General features: G+C 73.5%; 16 protein-coding genes and 5 tRNA genes. 12 read left to right on the forward strand and 9 right to left on the reverse strand.

Annotated elements, in window-relative coordinates:
• Positions 1 to 408: 408 nt before the first annotated feature.
• Both AB0B86_RS09370 and AB0B86_RS09375 read left to right on the forward strand, forming a co-directional pair.
• The gene (locus tag AB0B86_RS09370) at positions 409 to 2802 is read left to right on the forward strand and encodes a phosphoketolase family protein (RefSeq protein ID WP_357417119.1); all 2394 of its coding nucleotides are present in this window, start codon (positions 409 to 411) and stop codon (positions 2800 to 2802) included.
• A gap of 10 nt (positions 2803 to 2812) precedes the next feature.
• On the forward strand, positions 2813 to 3658 hold the full coding sequence (locus tag AB0B86_RS09375) for a universal stress protein (RefSeq protein ID WP_357407942.1): 846 nt from the start codon (positions 2813 to 2815) through the stop codon (positions 3656 to 3658).
• A 56-nt stretch (positions 3659 to 3714) separates the two neighbouring features.
• Here AB0B86_RS09375 and AB0B86_RS09380 read toward each other — a convergent pair whose 3' ends face one another.
• Positions 3715 to 6060 carry a heavy metal translocating P-type ATPase gene (locus AB0B86_RS09380; protein ID WP_357417122.1) on the reverse strand — a complete coding sequence of 782 codons (2346 nt, stop codon included), beginning with the start codon at positions 6058 to 6060 and terminating at the stop codon, positions 3715 to 3717.
• Between the two features lie 266 nt (positions 6061 to 6326).
• Between AB0B86_RS09380 and AB0B86_RS09385 the strand changes: the two genes are divergently transcribed.
• Positions 6327 to 7337, forward strand: a complete 1011-nt coding sequence (locus AB0B86_RS09385; RefSeq protein WP_357417124.1) for a nitroreductase — start codon at positions 6327 to 6329, stop codon at positions 7335 to 7337.
• A 40-nt stretch (positions 7338 to 7377) separates the two neighbouring features.
• The gene (locus AB0B86_RS09390) at positions 7378 to 9111 is read left to right on the forward strand and encodes a GAF domain-containing sensor histidine kinase (RefSeq protein ID WP_357417126.1); all 1734 of its coding nucleotides are present in this window, start codon (positions 7378 to 7380) and stop codon (positions 9109 to 9111) included.
• A 15-nt stretch (positions 9112 to 9126) separates the two neighbouring features.
• Here the strand turns inward: AB0B86_RS09390 and AB0B86_RS09395 are convergent, their stop codons facing one another.
• On the reverse strand, positions 9127 to 9765 hold the full coding sequence (locus AB0B86_RS09395; protein ID WP_357407950.1) for a response regulator transcription factor: 639 nt from the start codon (positions 9763 to 9765) through the stop codon (positions 9127 to 9129).
• Positions 9766 to 9962: 197 nt separating this feature from the next.
• On the opposite strand from AB0B86_RS09395, the gene AB0B86_RS09400 reads away from it, so the two are divergent.
• Entirely contained in the window at positions 9963 to 10937 is a 975-nt protein-coding gene (locus AB0B86_RS09400) for a nitroreductase (protein ID WP_357417129.1), read from the forward strand.
• A 15-nt stretch (positions 10938 to 10952) separates the two neighbouring features.
• On the opposite strand, the gene AB0B86_RS09405 is transcribed toward AB0B86_RS09400, so the two are convergent.
• Complete coding sequence (locus tag AB0B86_RS09405; RefSeq protein WP_357417133.1) at positions 10953 to 11945, reverse strand: NAD-dependent epimerase/dehydratase family protein; 993 nt, start codon at positions 11943 to 11945, stop codon at positions 10953 to 10955.
• Between the two features lie 176 nt (positions 11946 to 12121).
• Here AB0B86_RS09405 and AB0B86_RS09410 point away from each other — a divergent pair, with 176 nt between their 5' ends.
• Genes AB0B86_RS09410 through AB0B86_RS09425 form a run of 4 tightly spaced genes read left to right on the forward strand, consistent with a single transcriptional unit; the run spans position 12122 to position 19701 of the window.
• Positions 12122 to 13054, forward strand: a complete 933-nt coding sequence (locus AB0B86_RS09410) for an ABC transporter ATP-binding protein (protein ID WP_357407956.1) — start codon at positions 12122 to 12124, stop codon at positions 13052 to 13054.
• Positions 13051 to 13773, forward strand: coding sequence for an ABC transporter ATP-binding protein (locus AB0B86_RS09415; protein ID WP_357407958.1), 723 nt, complete (start codon positions 13051 to 13053; stop codon positions 13771 to 13773). Before AB0B86_RS09410 ends, AB0B86_RS09415 begins: the two co-directional genes overlap by 4 nt.
• A gap of 7 nt (positions 13774 to 13780) precedes the next feature.
• On the forward strand, positions 13781 to 16948 hold the full coding sequence (locus AB0B86_RS09420; protein WP_357417137.1) for an FtsX-like permease family protein: 3168 nt from the start codon (positions 13781 to 13783) through the stop codon (positions 16946 to 16948).
• The gene (locus AB0B86_RS09425) at positions 16945 to 19701 is read left to right on the forward strand and encodes an ABC transporter permease (protein WP_357417141.1); all 2757 of its coding nucleotides are present in this window, start codon (positions 16945 to 16947) and stop codon (positions 19699 to 19701) included. The genes AB0B86_RS09420 and AB0B86_RS09425 overlap by 4 nt, the downstream gene beginning before the upstream one ends.
• Before the next feature lie 83 nt (positions 19702 to 19784).
• Here AB0B86_RS09425 and AB0B86_RS09430 read toward each other — a convergent pair.
• Positions 19785 to 19859, reverse strand: a tRNA-Val gene (locus tag AB0B86_RS09430).
• A gap of 48 nt (positions 19860 to 19907) precedes the next feature.
• A tRNA-Gly gene (locus AB0B86_RS09435) sits at positions 19908 to 19980 on the reverse strand.
• A gap of 147 nt (positions 19981 to 20127) precedes the next feature.
• On the opposite strand from AB0B86_RS09435, the gene AB0B86_RS09440 reads away from it, so the two are divergent.
• The gene (locus AB0B86_RS09440) at positions 20128 to 20370 is read left to right on the forward strand and encodes a DUF6458 family protein (protein WP_357407965.1); all 243 of its coding nucleotides are present in this window, start codon (positions 20128 to 20130) and stop codon (positions 20368 to 20370) included.
• Between the two features lie 164 nt (positions 20371 to 20534).
• On the opposite strand, the gene AB0B86_RS09445 is transcribed toward AB0B86_RS09440, so the two are convergent.
• Positions 20535 to 21116, reverse strand: a complete 582-nt coding sequence (locus AB0B86_RS09445) for a TetR/AcrR family transcriptional regulator (protein WP_357417146.1) — start codon at positions 21114 to 21116, stop codon at positions 20535 to 20537.
• Between the two features lie 195 nt (positions 21117 to 21311).
• On the opposite strand from AB0B86_RS09445, the gene AB0B86_RS09450 reads away from it, so the two are divergent.
• Positions 21312 to 21818, forward strand: coding sequence for a winged helix-turn-helix domain-containing protein (locus tag AB0B86_RS09450; protein WP_357417238.1), 507 nt, complete (start codon positions 21312 to 21314; stop codon positions 21816 to 21818).
• Between the two features lie 74 nt (positions 21819 to 21892).
• On the opposite strand, the gene AB0B86_RS09455 is transcribed toward AB0B86_RS09450, so the two are convergent.
• From AB0B86_RS09455 to AB0B86_RS09465, 3 genes are all read right to left on the reverse strand, one after another.
• Positions 21893 to 21967 (reverse strand) — tRNA-Val (locus tag AB0B86_RS09455).
• A gap of 13 nt (positions 21968 to 21980) precedes the next feature.
• Positions 21981 to 22051, reverse strand: a tRNA-Cys gene (locus tag AB0B86_RS09460).
• 34 nt (positions 22052 to 22085) lie between these two features.
• Positions 22086 to 22158 (reverse strand) — tRNA-Gly (locus AB0B86_RS09465).
• A gap of 389 nt (positions 22159 to 22547) precedes the next feature.
• Here AB0B86_RS09465 and AB0B86_RS09470 point away from each other — a divergent pair.
• Complete coding sequence (locus tag AB0B86_RS09470) at positions 22548 to 23150, forward strand: TetR/AcrR family transcriptional regulator (RefSeq protein WP_357407969.1); 603 nt, start codon at positions 22548 to 22550, stop codon at positions 23148 to 23150.
• Positions 23151 to 23228 lie beyond the last annotated feature (78 nt).

Raw genomic sequence — 23228 nt, forward strand, 5'->3', positions numbered from 1 at the left:
CGACGCTCGCCTCGACGTACACCGTCGGTGGTCTGTCGTCAGTTGTCTGTCGTCGGTTCTTCAGGTCTATGATCTTCGTGCGAAACTCATAGATCTACAAGTCTCGAATCGATTACAGCCGTCGGTCCCCCCAGCCCAGCCACGCCGCCCAGTGCTAGCCGGGGGCCCACCGACGGGTACGCCCGGAGCGGAACACGTTGCCCGGCGACCTTCACGCACCGCCGATCCGACCCCGTCGACAGACCGACGCGACTACCCTCGGTCAGGGAAGAGGTGGCGGCATGCATCCGCGCCAGTGGGGACCAACGGCCCTGCCCCATCCTCTCGACGGCGACGAAGCTGGACGTGGCCGGGAAAACCCGGGACACCGGATGCGACGTCCCCGATTTCGCGAGAGGCTTACGCAGCATGGATTCCGCTGTTGACCTGCACAGCCCTCTGACCGAAGACGAACTGCGTCGGCTGGACGCCTACTGGCGCGCCGCGAACTATCTCACCGTCGGGCAGATCTACCTGCTGGGCAACCCGCTGCTACGGGAGCCGTTGACGGTCGACGACATCAAGCCCCGGCTGCTCGGGCACTGGGGCACCAGCCCCGGGCTCAACCTGATCTACGCCCACCTCAACCGGGTGATCGTGACGCGGGACCTCAACGCCATGCTGGTCACCGGCCCCGGGCACGGCGGCCCGGCCATCGTGGCCAACACCTGGTTGGAGGGCACCTGGTCGGAGCGCTACCACGACGTGGCGCGCGACGAGGCGGGGATGGCCAGGCTGTTCCGCCAGTTCTCCTTCCCCGGCGGCATCCCCAGCCATGTGGCGGCGGACGTGCCGGGTTCGATCCACGAGGGCGGTGAGCTGGGGTACGCGTTGAGCCACGCCTACGGCGCGGCGTTCGACCACCCGGACCTGGTGGTGGCCTGCGTGATCGGTGACGGCGAGGCGGAGACCGGCCCGCTGGCCGGCAGCTGGCTCTCCAACGTGTTCCTCAACCCGGCGCGGGACGGCGCGGTGCTGCCCATCCTGCACCTCAACGGCTACAAGATCGCCAACCCGACAGTGCTGTCCCGGATCCCCGAGGCCGACCTGCTCGAACTGATGCGCGGGTCGGGCTACCAGCCGTACGTGGTGGCCGGTGACGACCCGGCCGTGGTGCACCGCACGCTCGCCGCGACGATGGACCGGGCGCTGGACGAGATCGCCGAGATCCAGCGGCGGGCCCGCTCCGGTGGCGTCGTCGACCGTCCGCGCTGGCCGATGATCATCCTGCGTACGCCGAAGGGGTGGACCGGCCCGGACGAGGTGGACGGCGTCCAGGTGGAGGGCACCTACCGCGCCCACCAGGTGCCGCTGTCCGGGGTCCGCGACAACCCGGCCCACCTTGCCGAGTTGGAGCGGTGGCTGCGCAGCTACCGGCCCGAGGAGCTGTTCGACGCCACCGGCGCGCCGGTGGACGAGCTGCGCACGCTGCCGCCGCACGGAGATCGGCGGATGAGCGCCAACCCGGTCACCAACGGTGGTGTGGTGCTGCGCGACCTGACCCTGCCCGACTTCCGCGACTACGGCGTGGACGTCCCCGAACCGGGCCAGCTGATGGCCGGCGCGACAGGGGTGCTCGGCCCGTGGATCCGCGACGTCATAAGCGCCAACCCGGAGACCTTCCGGCTGTTCGGCCCGGACGAGGTCGCCTCCAACCGGCTGGGCGCGGCGTTCGAGGTGACCGACCGGGCGTGGGTCGCCGCCACCGTTGCCGGCGACGACCACCTCTCCCCCGACGGCCGGGTCATGGAGGTGCTCTCCGAGCACCTGTGCCAGGGCTGGCTGGAGGGCTACCTGCTGACCGGCCGGCACGGGGTCTTCACCAGCTACGAGGCGTTCATCCACATCGTCGACTCGATGCTCAACCAGCACGCCAAGTGGCTGAAGGTGACCCGGGCCATCCCCTGGCGGCAGCCGCTCGCCTCGCTGAACTACCTGCTGTCCAGTCACGTCTGGCGGCAGGACCACAACGGCTTCTCCCACCAGGACCCCGGCTTCATCGACCACGTGGTCAACAAGAAGGCCGAGGTGGTGCGGGTCTACCTGCCGCCGGACGCCAACACCCTGCTCGCCACGATGGACCACTGCCTGCGCAGCCGGCACTACATAAACGTGGTGGTGGCCGGTAAGCAGCCGGCACCGAACTGGCTGACGATGACCGAGGCCATCCAGCACACCCGACGCGGCCTGGGCATCTGGGAGTGGGCCAGCAACGACGGCGGCATCGAACCGGACGTGGTGCTCGCCTGCTGCGGGGACGTGCCCACCCTGGAGACGTTGGCCGCCGTCGAGCTGCTCCGCCAGCACCTCCCGGACCTGCGGGTGCGACTTGTCAACGTGGTCGACCTGATGCGACTCCAGCCGGACACCGAGCACCCGCACGGCCTTACCGACAACGAGTTCGACACCATCTTCACCGAGGACCGGCCGATCATCTTCGCGTACCACGGCTATCCGTGGCTGATCCACCGCCTCACCTACCGCCGCACGAACCACGAGAACCTGCACGTGCGCGGCTACAAGGAGGAGGGCACCACCACCACCCCGTTCGACATGGTGATGCTCAACGACCTGGACCGCTTCCACCTGGTCATCGACGTCATCGACCGGGTGCCCGGGTTGGCCGCCCGCGCCGCGCACCTGCGGCAGCGGATGGTCGACGCCCGGCAGGCCGCCCGCGACTACACCCGCCGGTACGGCGAGGACGACCCCGAGGTCGCCGAGTGGCGCTGGGTCCGCGAGACCGACCCGACGAACCCCTGAGGAGGACGACGTGCGCGACGCGGAGATCCTGGTCGGCTACGACGGTTCCACCGATGCGTCAATGGCGGTGGACTGGGCGCTGGAGGAGGCCCGGCGCAGCGGCCAGCCGGTGCGGCTGGCGTACGTCTTCGAGTGGCTGACAGTGGCCGGCTGGGTCGGCCCGGGTGTGGCGCCCGGGGTCTGGCCGGACGAGACCGCCCGCCGGCAGGTCGAGGACCTGGTCGGCAAGGCCGCGGCGGACGCCGCCGCCACCCACCCCGGGCTGACAGTCACCGGCCAGGTGTACGACGGGCCGCCGGCCCTGGTGTTGCAGGAACGCTCGGCCGAGGCGGGCCTGCTGGTGCTCGGCAGCCGGGGCCACGGTGGCTTCGGTGGGCTGCTGGCCGGGTCGACGGCGGTGTCGGTGACGGCGCACGCACACTGCCCGGTCGTGGTGGTCCGCGACGGGACGACCGGCGGGCCGGACGGGCCGGTGGCGGTCGGCGTGGACGGCTCGGACGCGGCGCTGGTGGCCCTCGGTTTCGCTGCCGAACGGGCCGCGCAACGGCGGGCACGGTTGCGCGTCCTGCACGCCTGGACACCGGGTCCCGGCGGGGCGGCCGGGGTCCCCGACGAGCGGGCGTCCGTCGAGGCGGCGCTGCAACCATGGCGGCGGACGTTTCCCGAGCTGGACATCACCGTCGACCTCGTCGCGGGCAGCCCGGCGGCGATGCTGATCGAGGCGAGCCGCGACGCGCGGCTGGTGGTGGTCGGCAGCCGGGGCCGGGGCGGGCTGACCGGCATGCTGCTCGGCTCGGTCAGCCAGCAACTGATCCAGCACGCCAACTGCCCGGTCGCGGTCGTCCGGGAACGCTGAGGAGCACCGGGGCGCCGCCCACGTCGAGCGCCGCCCCGGCGTCAGCGCCGTCGGCGTCAGCGCCGCTCCGGCACCGGATCGGCCGGGTCGAGGGTGAAGAACTCCTCCTCTTCCTGCGCCAGGTGCAGGCGGAGCACGGCGTCCAGCCCGTACAGGGTCGCCAGCAGGTCGGGGACCTGGTCCGGGCGGAGCCGACCATCGTCGGTCTGCCCCAGTTGGACGCCGAGCAGGTCGACCTGACGACGGATCTCCACGTGTGCGCGGCTCATCGTGGAGGTCGCCTCGCCACTGCCCAGCGGCTCGGCCAGCGCGGGGTAGAGCTGCCGATCCTCGGCCGCCTCGTGCGGCAGCACCTGCTCGGTCAGGCGACGATGCGTCTCGCGTACCGCCGGTAGGCACCTCGGCGAGGCCGGGTCGGTGGCGACCAGGTCGGCGGTGTCGCGCAGCCCGGCCAGCACACCGCGTACCGCCTGGTGCTCCGCCGCGGCGCGGGCGAGCAGTTCCCGGGTACGCGGTGCGACGTCGCGGCGGCGTAGTCCACCCCGCAGGGCCCGCAACGCGTTGAGGATGACAAGCACGTCGATGCCCTCCTGCAGGAACGCGCCGACCACCGGGGGGAGCCGGCCGGCCGCCGCCGCGAGCATCGCCAGCACGGCCAGTCCCATCCCGACGGCGGCGCTCTGCACGGCGATCCGGCGGGCGTACCGGGCGATCTCCACAGCGTCCGCGAGCCGGTCCAGCCGGTCCACGGTGAGCACCGCGTCCGCCATGTCCGCCGAGGCGCTCGCCCCGGTCGCGCCCATCGCCACGCCCACATGGGCCTGGGCCAGCGCCGGTGCGTCGTTGACCCCGTCGCCGACCATCACGGTCACCGCCCGGTCGGCCTCCGCCCGGACCCGGTCCACCTTCTCCTGCGGCGTGCAGCGGGCGAGCGTGTCGTCCACGCCGACGGTCGCGGCGACCTGCGCGGCGGTGGCCGGACGGTCACCGGTGACCAGCACGATCCGCCGCAGCCCCGCCGCGCGCAGCCGGCGCACGGTCCGGCGGGCGTCGGGGCGTACCGGGTCCTCCAGCAGGATCGCGCCGAACACCTCGTCCTCGGCGCTTACCCACACCGCCGACCAGCCGGCCAGCTCGGTGCGGGCCCGCGCCCGGTTCGCCCACTCCGGCAGCTCACCCGTGAACTGACCGACGTTGACCAACCGGCCGTCGACCCGGCCGCTGACCCCTCGGCCCGGTTCCTCGGTCACGTCGGTCGGCTCGGCCAGCGCCAGCCCGCGTTCCCGGGCCTGCGCGACCAGCGCGGCGGCCAGCACGTGCGGGGAGAGCTGTTCGACCGAGGCGGCCAGCCGCAGCACCTCGTTGCGGTCGCCGCCGGGGGCGACGACCGTCTCGGCGGCACGCGGGCGCCCGGCGGTGAGCGTGCCGGTCTTGTCCACCAGCAGGGTACGGGCCCGGCCGAGCAGTTCCAGCGAGCCGCCGTCGCGGACCAGCACACCACGCCGGGCCACCCGGGACAGCCCGGAGACGATGGCGATCGGGGTGGCCAGCAGCAGTGGGCAGGGGGTGGCCACCACCAGCACCGCGACGGCCCGGACCACGTCACCGGAGAGCAGCCACGCCAGCCCGGCCAGGACCAGCGTGAACGGTACGAACGCGGCAGCGTACCTGTCGGCCAGCCGGACCATCGGGGCCTTGTGCGCTGTCGCCTCCTCGGCCAACCGTACGATGCCCGCGTACGTGCTCTGCGCCGCGTTCCTCGTCGCCCGCATCCCGAACGCGGCCCCGGCGTTCACCACGCCGCTGGCCACCGTCTCCCCGGCCGCCCGCTGGACCAGCTGCGACTCCCCGGTCACCACCGACTCGTCCAGCGTGGCCGCCTCGTCGACGGTCCCGTCCACCGGCACCACGTCGCCGGGCCCCACGAGCAGTTGGTCGGCCGCCTCCACCCGATCCAACGGCACCACCTCGATCGCGCCGTCCGCCCCACGTCGACGGGCGGTACGCGGGGCCCGGGCCAGCAGAGCCCGCAGGTCCCGGGTGGCGCGACGCTGCGCGTACTCCTCCAGTGAACGTCCGGTCGCCAGCATCACCGCGATCACCGCACCGGCCAGGTACTCCCCGACCGCGAGCGCGCCGGCCAGCGCCAGCACGGCGATCACGTCGACGCCGAACTGCCGGCGCCACAACGAACGCAGCATCGACCACGCGGCGGGCAGCAACGCGACCACCGTGACGGCCGCCCAGATCACCTCGGCCGCGGCCCGCTGCCCGCCGACCCGCAGCGCCGCACCGGCGAGTACCGCGACACCGAGCCCGACCAGGGGCGTCCACGCCCACCACCGCCGGACGCGGCTGCGCGCCGGCTGCTTGTCGACGCACTCGGTCGACTCCGCTGCCATCTGCGCATCGTCGCAGCCCGCAGCCGCGTGACGACGCCACACCGCCCGATTCGTCCGGCGGACGGGTTGTGCCGCCTGCCGGGCGGTACGCAGGTGGCCCGGCGGCCGGTCCGGGCGGGGGTGAGGGCGGGCCGTCGCGGCCATGGCACAGCCTGGTGCGGGCGGAACAGCCCGGTGCGGGCGGGACCTTCGGCCCCTGCGGGCGGCGCGGGAATGCCACAGGATGGATCGGCAACCCCCCGCGTGGCACCGCGTCGTGCGGCACGATGGGCAGAGACGGAAAGGTCGTGACCATGAGTCAGGAGAGCCAACTGACCACCGCGCTGGCGGAGGCCGCCGCCACCGCTGGCCACGCCCCCTCGGTGCACAACACCCAGCCGTGGCGCTGGCGGGTGCTCCCCGATGCGCTGGAACTGCGCTCGGTCGCCGACCGGCAGCTCGCCGCCTCCGACCCGGAGGGCCGGCTGCTCGCGATCAGCTGTGGCACCGCCCTGCACCACGCCCGGGTGGCCCTGGCCGCGCAGGGTTGGCGTGCCGTTGTGGAACGGCTGCCCGACCCGGGCGACAGCGAGCTGCTGGCCCGGTTGACCGACCTCAGCCACGGCACGGCCGACCCGGACGCCATGCGCCTGGTGCAGTGCATGCAGGTCCGGCACACCGACCGGCGGCCGGTCAGCGACGAGCCGGTCCCGACCGACGCGATCGAGCAGATCACCCATGCGGTGACCGCGGAGGGCTGCCGGATACAGGTCCTCGACCGCGATCAGGTGCTGGAGCTGGCCGCCACGGCCGGGCGGGCCGACACCGTCGAGGCGGAAGATCCGGAGATGCGCGCCGAACTGGCGTACTGGACGGGCCGGGCCTCCGGCGGCACCGGACTGCCGGCGGAGGTGCTGCCGGGGCAGCCCGCGCAGACCACAGTGCCGGGCCGCGACTTCGGCCGCCCCGGCAGCCTGCCCATCGGTCCCGGCCACGACCAGGCGGCGGTGTACGCGATGCTGCACGGCGACGAGGACGAAACGGACAGTTGGCTGCGCGCGGGCGAGGCGCTCTCCGCCGGCTGGCTCACCGCCACCCGGCTCGGCGTGTCGGTGGTGCCGCTCAGCGCGGCGGTGGAGGTGCCGGGCACCCGGCAGACCCTGCGTCAGCTGCTCGCCGGGATCGGCTTCCCGTACCTGGTGCTCCGGTTGGGCATCGCGGACCCGGCGCAGGCGGGGCCCCCGCACACGCCGCGGCTGACCACCGCGCAGGTGGTCGACACCTCCGCCGTGCGCTGACGGGTTCTGCCGACAAGGTCACCGGGGCTACCATCCCCCGATGACCAGCAGCGTGCCGCCGCCTCGTCAGGACCTCTCGGGCACCCCTTCGCTCGGCTTGAGCCCACTGTCCCGGGTCCATCTCGACGAACTGCTCCAGGAGATGCTGGACCGGGTCGGCGAGGTCGTCACCAGCCGGGAGCGGCTGCGGGCCCTGCTCGACGCGGTGGTCGGCATCGGCAGCAACCTCGATCTGCGTAGCACCCTGCAACGCATCGTCGGGCACGCCTGCGAACTGGCCGGGGCCCGCTACGGCGCGCTGGGCATCCTCGGCCCGGACCGGCTGCTGCACGACTTCATCGTGCACGGCATCACCGCCGAGCAGCACGCGAAGATCGGCGACCTGCCCCACGGGCGGGGCGTGCTCGGCCTGCTCATCGACGAGCCCCGACCACTACGGATGCCGGACATCACCCGGCACCCCCGCTCCTACGGCTTCCCGGCCAACCACCCGCCGATGCACAGCTTCCTGGGCGTGCCGGTGCGCATCCGCGACCAGGTGTTCGGCAACCTCTACCTGGCCGAGAAGCAGGGCGGCGCCCAGTTCACCGACGACGACGAGGAGATCGTCGTCGCACTCGCCGCCGCCGCCGGCGTGGCCATCGAGAACGCCCGCCTCTACGCGCTTGCACACCGGCGGGAACGGTGGCTCGCCGCCACCGCCGAGATCACCTCGGTGCTGCTCGGCGAGGTACGCCGTACCGACGCGTTGGCCCTGGTCGCCCGGCGGGCCCGGGAGGTCGCCGAGGCCGAACTGGCGCTGGTGCTGCTCTACGACGCCGACGCCGCGCAGTTCACCGTCGAGGTGGTCGACGGTGCCGACGAGCAGGCCCACGCGCTGGTCGGCACGGTCCTGCCGGCGGCCGACACCAGTTTCGGCCCGGCGGTCGCGGAGGGCCGACACGACCGGGTGGACGACCTCGCGCACGCCGCCCCGTGGCCGGCGCTGCTGCGCACCGGGCCCACGGTGATCTCACCCCTGGCCACCGCCGACACGCTGCACGGCGTGCTGGTGGTGGCGCACCGCGCGGATCGCGGCGGCGCCAGCAGCGAGGACGACGTGGCGATGCTGGGCAGTTTCGCCGGTCAGGCGGCGCTGGCCATGGAACGGGCCCGCGGTCAGGAGGAACGGGAGCTGCTGGTGGTCCTGGAGGACCGCGAACGGATCGCCCGCGACCTGCACGACGTGGTGATCCAGCGGCTCTTCGCCACCGGCCTGCAACTCCAGAGCACCGCGCCGATGATGGGCCGCCCGGAGGTCGCCAAGCGGATCAACGCAGCCGTCGACGACCTGGACGCCACGATCCGCGACATCCGCCGGACCATCTTCGAGCTGCGGACGCCGATGACCGCCGCGCTGCGCACCGAGATCCGCGAGGCGGTCGAGCTGGCCGCCGAGTCGTTGGGCTTCAAACCGCACCTGGAGGTGGCCGGCCCGGTGGACAGCGCCGTCCCCGACGCCATCCGCCCGGATCTCACAGCGGTGCTGCGCGAGGCGCTGTCCAACACGGTCCGCCACGCCCAGGCCACCCGGGTCGCCGTCGCCGTACGCGTCGACGCCGGGTGGGTGAGCGTGACGGTCACCGACGACGGGGTGGGCTGCGACCCGGCCGCCGCCCGTGGCGGGCTGGTCAACCTGCGCGAGCGCGCCGAGGGTCACGCCGGCACCTTCACCATCCGCCCGGTCGAGCCGCACGGCACCGAGGTGAGCTGGTCCGTGCCGCTACGCGACTGACCGGCGCGGCTCGGGTCAGGGGGTCTTGCCGAGCAGCCGGGTGGCCAGGACGGCGGCCTGGGTGCGACGCTCCAGGCCCAGTTTGGCAAGCACGCTCGACACGTAGTTCTTCACAGTCTTTTCCGCCAGGAACATCTTGGCCGCGATCTCCCGGTTGGTGAGCCCTTCCGCCACGTACTCCAGGATCCGCCGCTCCTGCTCGGTGAGTGACTTCAGCTCGCGCGGCTGCTCGACCCCGGTCCGGATGCGCTCCAGCACCCGGGCGGTGATCGCCGGGTCCAGCAGCGACTGCCCGGCCGCCACCCGCCGCACCGCGTCGACCAGGTCGGTGCCCCGGATCTGCTTGAGCACGTACCCGGCGGCCCCCGCCATGATCGCCGCGAACAGCGCCTCGTCGTCCTCGTACGAGGTGAGGATCAGACCCTTGATGGACGAGTCGACGGCCCGGACGTCACGGCACACGTCGATGCCGTTGCCGTCGGGCAGCCGCGCGTCCAGGATCGCCACGTCGGGCCGCAACGCCGGGATCCGGCGTGCGGCCTCCTGCGCGGAGCCGGACTCGCCGACCACCTCGATGTCACCGCTGCTCTGCAGCAGGTCGGCCAGGCCACGGCGGACGACCTCGTGGTCGTCGAGGAGGAAGACACGGATCATCAGTCGTTTCTACAGCCGCACCTCGGCCCAGCGCACGGGCCGAAAGTCCCGACCCGCTCGGGCCGTCGGTCGAGGGCGGTCGGGCCCGGCCGGTCGGGACGTCCGGCCCTGCTCCACAGCCGCCCCGACCAGGCAACGTGGGGGTACGCCAACAGCGGCACCGTCAGCCGTCGGCCCGCCGGGACAGGAGCACCGCCATGGACATCGGCTACACCGAAGCCCAGCTGAGGGTCGCCGCCGTGGCCGCGGTCCGGGCACCGTCGCTGCACAACACCCAGCCGTGGCGGCTGCGGCTGCGCGACGGCGGCATCGAGGTGCTGGCCGACCGGTCCCGCCGGCTGCCGGCGACCGACCCCAGCGGCTGGGGTGTCCGGGTCGCCTGCGGCGCGGCGCTGTTCAACCTGCGGATCGCGCTGGCCGTGGCCGGGACCCCGGCCCGGGTACGGCTACGCCCCGACCCGGCCGAGCCGGACCTGCTGGCCCGGCTGGTGCCGGACCTTCCGCGCCGACCCACCCCCGCCGAGCAGAGCCTGTGCGCGGCCATCCCCCGCCGGTTCAGCAACCGCCTGCCGTTCTGGCCGGACCCGGTGCCGGCCGACGTCCGGTGGCGCCTCGGTGAGGCAGCCCAAGCCGAGCAGTGCTGGTTGGAGTTGCTGATCGGGGTGAGCGCGGTCTCCGCGTTCGGCGAGATCGCCCGCAGCGCACACCGGGTGCTGGAGCGCGACCCCGCGTACCGGGCGGAAACCGAACGGTGGTTGCGCCGGGAGCCGGCACCGGACGGCGTACCCGCCTGGGCCGCCGGTCCGCAACGCGAGCCGCAGGACGTCCTGCCGGCGCGCGGCTTCGGTGGGCGGGACCGCGCCCCGGGGCGCGACTTCGAGCCGGAACCCCTCGTCGGAGTGCTCGGATCGGCCGGCAACACGGCAGTGGACCAGGTGATCGCCGGCCAGGCCCTGCAACGGTTGCTGCTCGTCGCCACCGACGCCGGGCTGGGTGTGTCGATGCTCTCCCAACCGATCGAGGTGTCAACGGCCCGGGAGCAACTGCGGCTGTCGCTGGGGCGGTTCGGCACGCCGCAGATGGTGCTGCGGATCGGCTACGGCCAGCCGGGCCGACCGACCCCCCGCCGGGATGTCGACGAGGTGCTCGACCTGCCGGCGGTGTCGACCTGAACGGCGACCGACCGGTCAGCCGGCGAGCAGCGCCGCCTCCCGGGCCGGGTCCAGGCCGATAGCGCTGCGCTGGGGTCGCCCGGCGCGCGGCGGCACCACGCCGACCTCGCGCAGCCACCGCCAGGTGTCGGCGACGGTCTCGGCCACCGGCCGGCAGGTCAACCCGGCGGCGAGGGCGCGGGTCACGTTCCGCTCCAGCAACCCGCGGTACGGGTGGCCGATCGGCAACCAGATCGGCAGGTCGCTCCACGGCTGCACCCCGGCGGCGACGATCCGGTCCGGGTCGGTCCAGCGCAGCCGGGCGGCTGCTCCGGTGGCCGCCACGCACGCGTCGAGAAGCTCACCCATCGTGGTCTGCGCCCGGGGGCCGACCGCGTTGAACGTCCCGCCCAACCGTCCGGCGCCCGCGTCCAGCATCCACGCCGCCAGGTCGCGGACGTCGACGTACTGCACCGGCAGGTCCGCCGGGCCGGGCGCGAGCACGTCACCGCCGCGCTCGACGCGCCGCAGCCACCAGGGCAACCGGCCGATGTCCTCCCCCGGGCCCAGGATCAGACCGGCGCGGACGACAAGCGCCCGGTCGTCGAACACCTGCCGTACGGCACGTTCGGCACCCGCCTTGAGCTGCGGGTAGTCGCCGTCGACGGCATCCGGCTCGGCGTCCACCACCGGGGACTCCTCGTCCAGCCCGTGCGCCGACGGGTCGCGGTAGACCGAACCGCTGGACACGTACACGTACCTGTCCACCGATGCGGCGAGGGCGCGGGCGGCGTCGCCCGCGATGCGGGGCGCACCGTCCCAGGTGTCCACCACCAGGTCCCACTCGCCGCCCGCCAGCGCCGCCAGGCCGTCCGGGGCGGTGCGGTCACCCCGCAACCGGTGTACGCCGGGAGGCACCACGCCGTGCAGCCCTCGGTTGAACACCGTCACCGACCAACCACGGCGTACGCCCTCGGCGACAGTCGCGCCGCCCACGAATCCCGTGCCGCCCAGCACCAGCAGTCTCATGCCCGCCACCCTGCCGTCGCGGGCCGGCGGACGGCACCCCGTTTCACCGTTGGCAGATCTGCCAGAGGCAGAACCGCGACGAGCGTGACGCGCGGTAGCGGACCGCGCCCGGGATACCCAAAAAAAGCCGCTTCGGAGCATGGTCAACAGAGCCGCCAATTGCGAAACTGCTGACAATGTCCAGCACCCCGCTGTCCCTGCCGCAGCCGTCCGCGCGGGCGCCCGAGTTCGGCCGGGACGCGCTCATCGTCTGCGAGAACCTGGTGCGGATCTACCAGACCGGCTCCATCGAGGTGCAGGCCCTCCAGGGGCTCGACCTGGCAGTGGAGAGCGGTGAACTGGTCGCCGTCGTCGGTGCCTCCGGGTCGGGCAAGTCGACGCTGCTGTCCATCCTGGCCGGCATCGACGCCCCCACCGCCGGGCGGGTCCGGGTGGACAGGTGGAATCTGCTGACGATGTCCCGCGCCGACCGGGTGGACTACCGGCGGCGCACCGTCGGGTTCGTCCGGCAGCAGACCGCGAGCAACCTGATCCCCTACCTGACCGCGCGGGAGATGGTGGACCTGCCGATGACCGCGGCCCGCACCGCCAAGGCGGAGCGCCGGGAACGCGCGGCCGAACTGCTGGACAGCCTCGGCGTCGCCGACTGCGCCGATCGACGGCCCGGGCAGCTCTCCGGCGGGCAGCAGATGCGGGTCGCGATCGCGGTGGCGCTTGCCAACCAGCCGCGCGTGCTGCTCGCCGACGAGCCGACCGGCGAGCTGGACGCCGCCACGTCCGCGGAGGTCTTCGGCGTGCTGCGGGACGTCAACCGGCGCTACGGCGTCACAGTTGTCGTGGTGACCCACGACCCGGAGGTCAGCGGTCAGGTCGAACGGACAGTCGCGATCCGGGACGGGCGCACCAGCAGCGAGGTGCTGCGCCGCACCACCACCGACGCGGCCGGCGACACCCACCTGATCGCCGAGGAGTACGCCGTGATGGACCGGGCCGGGCGGGTCCAGGTGCCCCGCGAGTTCCGCCAGGCGCTGGCACTCACCCGACGGGTCCGGCTGGCCCTGGAACCCGACCACATCACGATCCGCCCCGACTCGGAAAGCGGCGAATGAGTAGCGAACCGCTGCTGCGCGTGCGCGGCGTACACCGGCGCTTCCACACCGGGCCGACCGTCGTACACGCCCTGCGCGGCGTGTCGTTCGACGTGGCCGCCGGTGCCATGGTGGCGCTCGTCGGCCGGTCCGGGTCGGGCAAGACCACCCTGCTCAACGTCATCGGCGGCCTGGACCGCCCGGACGCCGGCACCGTGCACGTCAACGGCACCGACGTCACAGCACTCGACGAGGATGGGCTGTCCCGGCTGCGGCGCGAGCAGGTGTCGTACATCTTCCAGAGCTTCGGGTTGATCCCGGTGCTGTCGGCCGCGGAGAACGTCGCCGCCCCGCTGCGGCTGGCCCGCGCCGCCCCGGCCGAGCGCGAGCGGCGGGTCGAGTTGCTGCTGGAACTCGTCGGGCTGGCCGACCACGCCCAGCAGCGACCGGCCGAGCTGTCCGGCGGCCAGCAGCAGCGGGTGGCGATCGCCCGCGCGCTGGCCGCCTCGCCCCGGCTGCTGCTCGCCGACGAGCCCACCGGGCAACTGGACGCCGAGACAGGCCTGTCGGTGATGGCCCTGCTGCGCGGCATAGTGGAATCCGAAAACGTCACAGTCCTGGTGTCGACGCACGACGCGGTGATGATGGCCCTGGCCGACCGGGTGATCCGCATCAACGACGGGCACCTCGACGACCAGGCGGCCGGGCGGCCGAACGAGCCCGTGCCGGACGCCAGGTGACGCGACGATGCTGAGGCTGGTCAGCCGGCGCGCCCGCGCGCAGTGGCCGTTGCTGGCAGCCCTCCTCGGGATCGTCACGATCGGCGCGACACTGCTGGGCACCTGCACCCTGCTTGTCACCCGCACCGCCGAGCGGGCCCTGGAGGTCGCGATGGCCCGCGCCGCCCCCGCCGACGTCGACGTGACCGTCTACACCGGCAGCGTCGAGGGCCCGGACGCACCGTCCGTCGCCGCGGACACCCGCACCGTGATGACCGCCACGCTCGCACCGTTTTCGGTGACGACAACCGCGCGGGCGTCGACGGTGCTGCGGGCGCTGCCGCCCACGCTCGCGCCGGGCACCACCGTCGCGCCCCAGGCGTACCTGTCGGGTTTGGACGATCTGCCGGCCCGGGCCGAGCTCGTCACCGGGCGTTGGCCACAGCACCCTGGCGACGCGGTGCTGCTGGAGTCCACCGCACAAGAGCTCGGCCTCACCCCCGGTCGCCGGGTACGCCTCGGCGCCGAACTGGCCCACCCGCCGGTCCCGGCCATCGACGTGACAGTCGTCGGCGTGGTACGCCCGCTGCCGGGGCGCGGCTGGGACCGCGACCCGCTGGCCGGGGCCGGCCTCGCCATCGACTACCGGGACGGCCGCTTCATGCAGCCGGTAAACGCCTACGGCCCGTTCCTCGTCGACCTCGCCGACCTGCTCGGCACCGGTGCCACGGTCGACCGGATGGAGATCACCGCCCATCCGGACCTCACCCACTCCAGCCGCCGCGACCTGGAGACCGTGGCCGAGGCCGTGGGCAGCGCCGACGGCCCGCTGGCCAGTACCCTCGGCGACCGCGCCGACCTCGCCCGGGTCGCCTCGAAACTGCCGCTGACCCTGCGGAGCGCCGACGACCAACGGCAGGTCACCGCTGCCGTCGTACTCGCCATCGCCGTCCTCGGCGGTGTCCTGGCCGCGACGGCACTCGTCCTCGCCGGCCGGCTGACCGCGGGCATCCGCGCCGACGAGACCGCCCTGCGCTCCGCCCTGGGCACCAGCCGTCGTCAACTCGCCGCCACCGCGACAGTCGAGGCCGGGCTGGTCGCCGCCGTGGCCGCCGCGCTCGCCATACCGGCCTCGTCGGCCCTGCACGCCGGCCTGACCCACCTACCGCCACTGGACAGCGCCGGCCTGACCGTTGCGCCAGCCACCTCCGGTGTCCAGGTCCTCGCGGTCGCCAGCGGCGCGCTGGTGCTCGCCGCGGTACTCACCGTCCTGGCGATCCGGGCCGTCCCGGCCGCCGGCGACCGGCGCACCCGCCGGGAACTGCTGGCCCGGTCCGGCGCCGACCTGTTGCTCGCGGCGTTCGCCGCCGCCGGCTGGTGGCAGCTGTACGCGCAGCCCACCGCCGCCACCCCACGCGCCGACCTGGTCCGGGTGCTCGCGCCGGCGCTGCTGCTCACCGCCGGTGCCGCCCTGGCGCTGCGAGTGGTACTACCCGCCCTGCGCGGCGTCGACCGGCTGGCGTACCGCGCCCGTGGGCTGGCGCTTCCGTTGGCGCTCGCCGAGGCCGCCCGCCGGCCCCAGGCGGTCGCCGCCGGGCTGCTCGTCGGGCTGGCCTGCGCGGCCGGCACCTTCGGCCTCGCCTTCGACAGCACGTGGCACCAGTCGCAGCGCGACCAGGCCGCGCTCTCCGTCGGCACCGATCTGGCAGTCACCCTCGGCACGACGCCGGTGGCCGGCGACGGCGCGCTCGTCGACGCGGCCACCGCGGGGGCGGTGAGTCCGGCCCTCAACCGTGGCACCACGGTCGGTCAGTGGCTCGGCAGCGCCGGCAGTCCGCCGCGCCTGGTCGCCGTCGACACCGCCCGCGCCGACGCGCTGCTGCGCGGGCGGCTGGACAACGACCGCGGCTGGGCGGACGTGGGCGCCACGCTGGCACCACGCACCCGGGCCGTCGGCCTCGCCATTCCGGCTGGCGCACCGCTGGTCCTGAGCGGGACCGCCGCCAGCGGTGCCCCGCTCAGCGTGACACCCCGGCTGCTCCTCCAGGACGCCATCGGCCTGCGCACCTCCTGCACGGGTCCCGCCGTACCGCTCGACGGCCGGGAGGTCCGGCTGCCCGACTGCGCGCCGGCTGACGGGTTGCGCCTCGTGGCGGTCGCCCTGCCGGTCAGCGCCGACGCGGCCGGCGGAGCCGTCGACGTAGCCGTCACCCTCACCATGCCGCCCGCCGGGCCGGCGGAGCGCTCCACTGACGGATCGGATTGGACCGCCACGTCCGCGCCGCCGATCCCGAGCAAGGTGGACAGCCCGACCGTCACGGTGTCCGCCACGCCGACCGGAACCGCGCTGCGGATGGCCGCGACAGTCGAGTTCGGCGGCGCCGAGGAGGCCGCCCGGACTCTCGTCGCCACCGCCTTCCCGGACCCCGGCCCGGTGCCCGTCGCCGTCTCCGCCGACTTTGCCAGCGCGGTCGGCGCCGACCGCGGCAGCCGGCTCAGTGTCACGGTCGGCATCACGCCCGTCCCGATCGTCGTCGCCGAGGTCGTGCCGACCGTTCCGTCCGCCCCCGGCGCCGCCGCCGTCCTGGCCGATCTGGACATGCTGTCCCGCGCCCGCGCCGTTCAAGGCGACCTGGCGTTCCCGGTCGACGCCTGGTGGGTCGGCCACCCAGCCGGTCCCGGCGCCGCCGAACGGGCCGACGCCCTGCACCTGGGCACCGTCGCGACCCGCGAGGCGGAGACCGCCCGCCGCACCAGCGGTCCGCTCCGCGCCGGGCTGCCGGCCGCGCTTCGGCTGATCGTTCCGGCCGCGGCCCTGCTGCTGCTCGCCGGCGTCGTACTGCACGTCACCTGCGATCTGCAGCTCCGCGCCGTCGAGGTGGCACGGTTGCGCGGCCTGGGGATGTCCCGGCGCGGCATCCGGGCCGTCCTGCTCGGCCAGCACGCTGGTGTGCTGCTGCCCCTGCTCGCGGCGGGCGCGGTCGTCGGCGCGCTCGCCACCCGCGTCGTCGCTCCCCTGCTCGTGCGCTCGGACACCGGCGCCGCGCCCGTGCCGACCGCCCAACCGCACTGGCCGTGGCCGGCCGAGGCCGCACTTCTCGTCGTACTGCTGGCCGGATGCCTGCTGGCGGTCGCCGTCGTGGTCACCGTCCAGGTCCGCCGGGCCGACGCCGCGCACCTGCGGGTGGCGCCGTGAAGCGGTGGCTGACCCGCCGCTGGCCGGCGCCGCACTGGCCTAGTGTCCGGGGCCGGGGCCGCACCGACGCCGGAGCGCTGCTGCTCACCGCCGCCGTCATCGCAGCCGTCACGATGCTCGTCGGGGCCGCGCCGGCGCTGCTCCGCGCCGCCGCCGACAGCGCCGTCCAGGACACCGTCCGCCGCGTCGGTCAGACCGCTGATGTTCTCGTCAACGCCCACTGGGAAGGCGACGACGGGATGACCGGCCGGGTCCGGATGGCCCAGCTCGCCAAGGACGTCGACGACTTTCGCGCCCGGGCCGCATACGCGCTCGGGCCCGACCTGGACGCCGCGCTGCGTCCGCCCGTCGCCGTCGTCAACGGTCCGATCCTCAGCATCACCGAGGGCAGCACGCCGCGCACCTTCCAGTTCAGCTACCTGGCCGGTGACCTCGGCGGCCCGGACGTGACCTGGGTCGCCGGCAGCGCCCCCGGTGCCGCGGTCGGCGACGAATTCGTCGAGATCCCCTACGACGGACCGCCCTGGCCGGTGCAGATCGGCCTCTCCGAGGCGGACGCCGCAGCGCTCCACCTCGGCCCCGGCGATCGAATCCCGGTCAAGGACGGCAAGGGTCGCGAGAGAGACGTCCGGATCAGCGGAATCTACCGACCCGCGGACAGCGCCGATCCCGCCTGGCAACTCGCCCCGGCGCTGCTGCGCCCGGTGCCCGGGGCCGACGGTGTGGGGACCACCCGGTTCGGCGGCCTGCTGTCGCGCGACTCGTTACCGGACGCCCGGCTCGCCGTAAGTGAGGACCAACTGCGGCGCACCGTCCACTTCGCCCCCGAACCCGACGCGCTCACCTGGGAGACCAGCGCGGCGCTCGCCCGCCAGGTGGTCAAGCTCAAGGCAAACTCCGGCGCATCGAACGACCGCGACCAGTCCCTGAAGTGGGAGTCGCAGCTCGACACCGCCCTGCGCGACGCCCGCAGGCAGATCAGCGCCGCCTCCGCACAGGCCGCCGTCCTGCTCACCGGGGTGCTGACCGCCACGGTGCTGGTGCTGCTGCTCGCCGCCGACCTGCTGGTCCGCCGCCGCACCCCGGCGCTGGGCGCCGCCCGGCAGCGGGGGGTGGCCCTACCCGACCTCGGCGCGGAACTCGTCCTCGAGTCCACTGTGGTGTCCCTGTCGGCCGGCGCCGTCGGGCTCGCGCTCGCCCGGGTGGCCACTCCCGGCGTCTCCTGGACCTGGGCCGTCCCGGTGGTCCTGGCCGGCGCCGTCGCCGGGCCGGCGTTCGGCATCCGCGCCGCCGCCCGCGCCAGCCGCGACCGGCGCCAACCCGCGAACCCGGCCGCTCGGCGCTGGATCCGGGCCACCGGCCAGCTGCGCCGCGCCGCCGTGGAGGCCGCTGTCCTGATCGCGGCGACCGGAGCCTTCGTCACCCTGCACCAGCGCGGGCTCCTGCCCGTCGGCTCCGACGGCGACACGGGTGAGCTGGCCGGAGACCTGATCCTGCCGATCAGCGCCCTCACGCTTGGCGCGCTCGTCGGCGCGCTGGTCCTGCTCCGGCTGCTGCCCCTCGGGGCGCGGTTCGCACTCCGACAGGCAATGCGCTCACGCCGCCCGCTGGCCGTGTTCGGTGCCGCCCAGGCGGCCACCACGGCCGGGCGCGCACTGCCGCTGCTGGTGCTGGTCAGCGCCACGGCGCTCGCGTCGTTCGCGCTCATCCTCGGCCCCACCGTCAGCCGGGGTCTGACCGACGGCGCGTGGAGCACCGTCGGCGCGGATGCCCGCCTCGACGTCGACTCCGACGCCGCCGAAACCACGCCGGCACTCGCCGAGCGCATCGCCGCCGCACCCGGCGTCCGGCAGGTAGTTGTCGCGCAGGTGACCGACTCGGCACCCGTCTTCACCGAATCGACGCTGCTCACCCCACGCCTGGTCATCGTGGACACCGCCGCGTTCCAACGCCTGCTGGCCACCACCCCGCTGCCCGACGCACCGGCGCTGGACCGGCTCACGGCGCCCGGTCCTCGTCCCGAGGGCGTCCCGGCGCTGGTCCGATCGAGCAGCGGCGAGCTGCGGACCGGCATGCGGCTGAAGCTGCGCCGGGACGACGCCCCGGCGGTCCAGCTCGCCGCGGTCGGTACCGCTCCCTCCGTCGGCGGCGCCAACGACGTCGTCATCGTGGACGCCGCGGCCCTCGCCGACGCCGGGCTGCCGGCCGTTCCGAATACCGTCTGGGTGACCGGTCCCGGCGCGGCGCGGGCCGTGTCGGACACCGGCGTCACCGCCGAGGTCGTGGTGCGCGCGGACGTCCTGCGGGCACAGCGGGTGGCGCCGCTGACCGCGGGGCTGCTCCGGCTGGCGTGGACGGCCGCCGCGGTGCTGCTGGCGCTGGGGCTGCTCGGCCTCACGCTCGCCGCCGCCGCCGGTGCGTCGCAACGGTGGCAGACCCTGACCCGGCTGCGGACCCTGGGCCTGCGGCCCCGCGACGTGCGCTGGGTCGCCGCCGGAGAGCTGCTGCCGCCGGTCGTGGTCACCGCGGTGTGCGGCCCGCTCCTCGGGGCCCTGCTCGCGCACCTGACGCTCGGCCCGCTCGAGCTGCGGTTGCTCACCGGCCAGGCCGCCGACCCGGTGCCGGTCCTGCCGTGGTGGCTGCTCGGCCTGGTGAGCGTGGCGTTGCTGGCCGCGGCCGCCGCGGTCGTACCCGTCGAGGCGGCGCTGCGGCGACGCGACAGGTTGAGTGAGGTACTGCGCGCCGGCGAGTGACCGGCTGGTGGCAGTGGGAGCAGAACGGCCGAGGCCCGTCACCGGATATCCGGTAACGGGCCAGGCTGAACAGCTCACATAGGTGGTGGGCGATACTGGGTTTGAACCAGTGACCTCTTCCGTGTCAAGGAAGCGCGCTCCCACTGCGCCAATCGCCCGTGGCGACCGCCGAACCCGGCGGCCAGGCCCCGATGGGGCAGATCGCGAGCGGACGACGGGATTCGAACCCGCGACCCTCACCTTGGCAAGGTGATGCGCTACCAGCTGCGCTACGTCCGCACGTCCCCGACTTGCGCCGGCGACAGGTGAACTCTACCCGATGCCAAGATCGCTTGACGCGGCACCCTCGGCGGTGGCGATTGCGCTGGTGGCCACCGGGGTACTGAATCGCTCGACAGCGCACCACACCCCCTTAAGGAGGCTGTCGTGGGTATCGGCACCAGCATCTTCCTGATCGCGCTCGGCGCGATCCTCACTTTCGCCCTGGACGCGAGCGTCGGCGGCATCAACCTCGACGTGGTCGGCTGGATCCTGATGGGAGCCGGCGTGCTCGGCCTGATCATGACCACGATGATCTGGGGCCGGCGTCGCCAGGTGGTCACCACCACCGAGCAGCCGGTGGAATACCAGCGGGTCGAGGAGCGGCGGGACATCGCCCCGCCGCTGTGACCCGACAGTTGGGCACCGCCGGCAAAGTCGGCGGATCGTGCGACGCCGGGCCGGCCACCGCGAGGCGGGCAGTCGGCCCGGCGCGCCGCTGACCCCCGCCCGCGGCCCGGCCCGGCCCGGCGAGCACGTTCAGCGGCGCGGGTACCGCCCACCTCGGCCGGCGGTCAGTCCAGGCAGGTGAGCGCGACCTCGGCATACCGCGTCAGTGCCGCCCGGTCCGGGCTGATGGCGCCCATCACCCGCAGCCCCTGAAGGCTTGTCACAAGGAAGCCGGCCAGGTCGGTGGCGCTGCGGTCGGTGGTGATCTGACCCCGCAACTGGGCCTCGGCGAGCAGGTCGTAGAGGGCCAACTCCAGGGACTGGGTGGTCGAGCGGAGCCGCTCGGCGACCCGCACGTCCTGGTGCGCGCGCTCCATCGAGGCGCCGACGATGAGGCAGGAGAGGTGCCGGCCGTCGCCGGTGATGTCGTCCACCGCACCGATGAAGATCTCCCGGATGACCGCCCGCGCGTCGTTGCCGGAGCGCAGCAGGTCGACCATCGGGGTGGCGTAGCGCTGCCGGTAGAGGTCGAGCACCGCCAGGTAGAGGCCGTCCTTGCTGCCGAAGGCGGCGTAGATCGAGCCGCTGCCCAGGCCGGTCGCATCGGAGAGGTCGCGCATGGAGGCGCCCTCGTAGCCCTTTCTGCGGAACACGTCCATGGCGGCGGCGACTGCGGCGTCGAAGTCGAACTCGCGGGTACGGGCCATGCGCCGAACGCTACCCGCAATCTGGAACGATCGACAAAGTTTCCCCTGCCACACTCTGAAATCGACGCCCGTGGCCACTGTCATCCGCTGAAACCATTGACTACGGGGGTCGGACAGCGTTGTCTTTCCTGTGGCGCCTGGGGAGGGGGAACGGTGACGGACGACGTGTCCCTCGTGTTCTGCGTAACCGCCGACGTGTCGGTGCGCGAGCGGATGGTCCGGCGCCTGGACGGCCTCGGCACCCTGGTGATCTGCGCCGACCTGGCCGAGTTGCAGGCGATGATCGGTCCGCCCGCGATCGGCGCACCGGGCCCACTGCTCAGTCTCAGCGTCGGAGCCACCGCCGAACCAGATGCGGATCCAGCAGCCGGAGGCCCGGCCCACGCCAGCGCCGACGCGGACGACCGGATCAGCCTCGGCGACCTCGTGATCGATCCGCGCGACCACCTGGTGACCTGGCGCGGACAACCGCTCACCCTCACCCGCCTCGAACGGAACCTGCTCACGCACCTCGCCACCGCACCGACCGGAGTCTGGACCTACCAGCGGCTCTTCGAGTCGGTCTGGGGCGCCGCCTACCTCGGCGACACGTCGATCCTGCACTCGGCGGTGAAACGGTTACGCCACAAGCTGCGCGCGGCTGGCGCGACGGTACGCGTACACACCGTCCGTGGGATCGGCTATCGGCTCAGCCTGACGTGAACCCACCGGGGCCGACCGCCCGGAACAAAACCAGCGGCTCGTCACCGGAATCCGGTGACGAGCCGCTGGTTTACTGGTGGGCGATACTGGGTTTGAACCAGTGACCTCTTCCGTGTCAAGGAAGCGCGCTCCCACTGCGCCAATCGCCCGTGCCTATTGCCGAGGTGGGGACGGGATTTGAACCCGCGTACACGGCTTTGCAGGCCGTTGCCTCGCCTCTCGGCCACCCCACCGAGGTTGCCCCCGTCATGCGTGGCGGCAGCTCCGAGCGGACGACGGGATTCGAACCCGCGACCCTCACCTTGGCAAGGTGATGCGCTACCAGCTGCGCTACGTCCGCACGCCCCCGGACGTTCCCGGGTGACGGATGAGAACTTTAGCCGAGCCGGTGAAAGACTGCCAACTCGGGGTCGCCTCGGCGCGTCCCATTTCCGCCCCAGCGGGATCGGTATCACCGCCGACAGGGCTTCCTAGGGGGCTGACCTGGTGCCGTCGGCCGCCACCGACGGTCACCCTCGGACACCGCCGAACGATTGCCTGCCGTCGATGCGCCGAACCCCGGCCACCAGGCGCTTCGTGCATCATCCACGCCAGCGGAACCTCGGTGAACACCTTCTGAGAAACGACCGACGGGACCCCAAGGAATTGTCCGGCTTCCGACTGTCACAGCGTGAATCCGGCTGCGGTGGTAACTGTTCGTGTTCAGTCGGATGGGCTACGGTAACGGTCGTGACGAGACGTGCGGCCGAGATCCGCCTGGATGCCCTGCTGCGCACCGCCTGTGACGTGATCGTGGAGCGCGGTCTGGCCAACACCCGGACGGCCGACGTGGCACAGGCCGCCGGCGTCAGTCAGGCTCTGGTCTTCTACCACTTCGCCACGAAGGACCGGCTGCTCGCGCAGGCCTTCGCGTACGCGGTCGAGCAGGATCTGGCCCGACTGGACGCGGTGACCCGCTCCTCGGCTCCCCCGCTGACCAAGCTCCGCCGGATCCTCAAGCTCTACACCCCGGCCGGGAGGGCGACCTCCTGGTCGATGTGGATCGACGGCTGGTCCGAGTCGCTGCGTACGCCGGAGTTGGAGAAGGTGTCCCGCCGCCTCGACCTGCGTTGGCGGCAGGACCTGGCCGCGGTGATCTCCGCCGGGGTGGCCGACGGCACGTTCCAGTGCGCCGACCCGGACGGGGCCGCCTGGCGGATCAGCGCGGTGATGGACGGCCTCGCCGTCCAACTCGCCGTGCACGACCGGGTGATCTCCCGTCGGCAGTTCGGCGAGTGGGTCCGGCTGGTCACCGCCCGGGAGCTCGGCCTGGACCCGGCCGACCTGGACTGAGCCGGGCAGCGGCGCAATCGCCCCCACCAGGCCCGGCAAAACGGCTCGGGGGTGCCCCGCCGACCGGAACAATCGGCA

Source organism: Micromonospora sp. NPDC049047 (assembly GCF_040649135.1).
In the GTDB taxonomy this organism is placed as follows: domain Bacteria; phylum Actinomycetota; class Actinomycetes; order Mycobacteriales; family Micromonosporaceae; genus Micromonospora.

Coding starts and splice junctions, on each gene's coding strand:
- AB0B86_RS09370 (WP_357417119.1), top strand. CDS start 409: ATGGATTCCGCTGTTGACCTGCACAGCCCTCTGACCGAAGACGAACTG.
- AB0B86_RS09380 (WP_357417122.1), bottom strand. CDS start 6,060: ATGGCAGCGGAGTCGACCGAGTGCGTCGACAAGCAGCCGGCGCGCAGC.
- AB0B86_RS09385 (WP_357417124.1), top strand. CDS start 6,327: ATGGGCAGAGACGGAAAGGTCGTGACCATGAGTCAGGAGAGCCAACTG.
- AB0B86_RS09390 (WP_357417126.1), top strand. CDS start 7,378: ATGACCAGCAGCGTGCCGCCGCCTCGTCAGGACCTCTCGGGCACCCCT.
- AB0B86_RS09395 (WP_357407950.1), bottom strand. CDS start 9,765: ATGATCCGTGTCTTCCTCCTCGACGACCACGAGGTCGTCCGCCGTGGC.
- AB0B86_RS09400 (WP_357417129.1), top strand. CDS start 9,963: ATGGACATCGGCTACACCGAAGCCCAGCTGAGGGTCGCCGCCGTGGCC.
- AB0B86_RS09405 (WP_357417133.1), bottom strand. CDS start 11,945: ATGAGACTGCTGGTGCTGGGCGGCACGGGATTCGTGGGCGGCGCGACT.
- AB0B86_RS09410 (WP_357407956.1), top strand. CDS start 12,122: ATGTCCAGCACCCCGCTGTCCCTGCCGCAGCCGTCCGCGCGGGCGCCC.
- AB0B86_RS09415 (WP_357407958.1), top strand. CDS start 13,051: ATGAGTAGCGAACCGCTGCTGCGCGTGCGCGGCGTACACCGGCGCTTC.
- AB0B86_RS09420 (WP_357417137.1), top strand. CDS start 13,781: ATGCTGAGGCTGGTCAGCCGGCGCGCCCGCGCGCAGTGGCCGTTGCTG.
- AB0B86_RS09445 (WP_357417146.1), bottom strand. CDS start 21,116: ATGGCCCGTACCCGCGAGTTCGACTTCGACGCCGCAGTCGCCGCCGCC.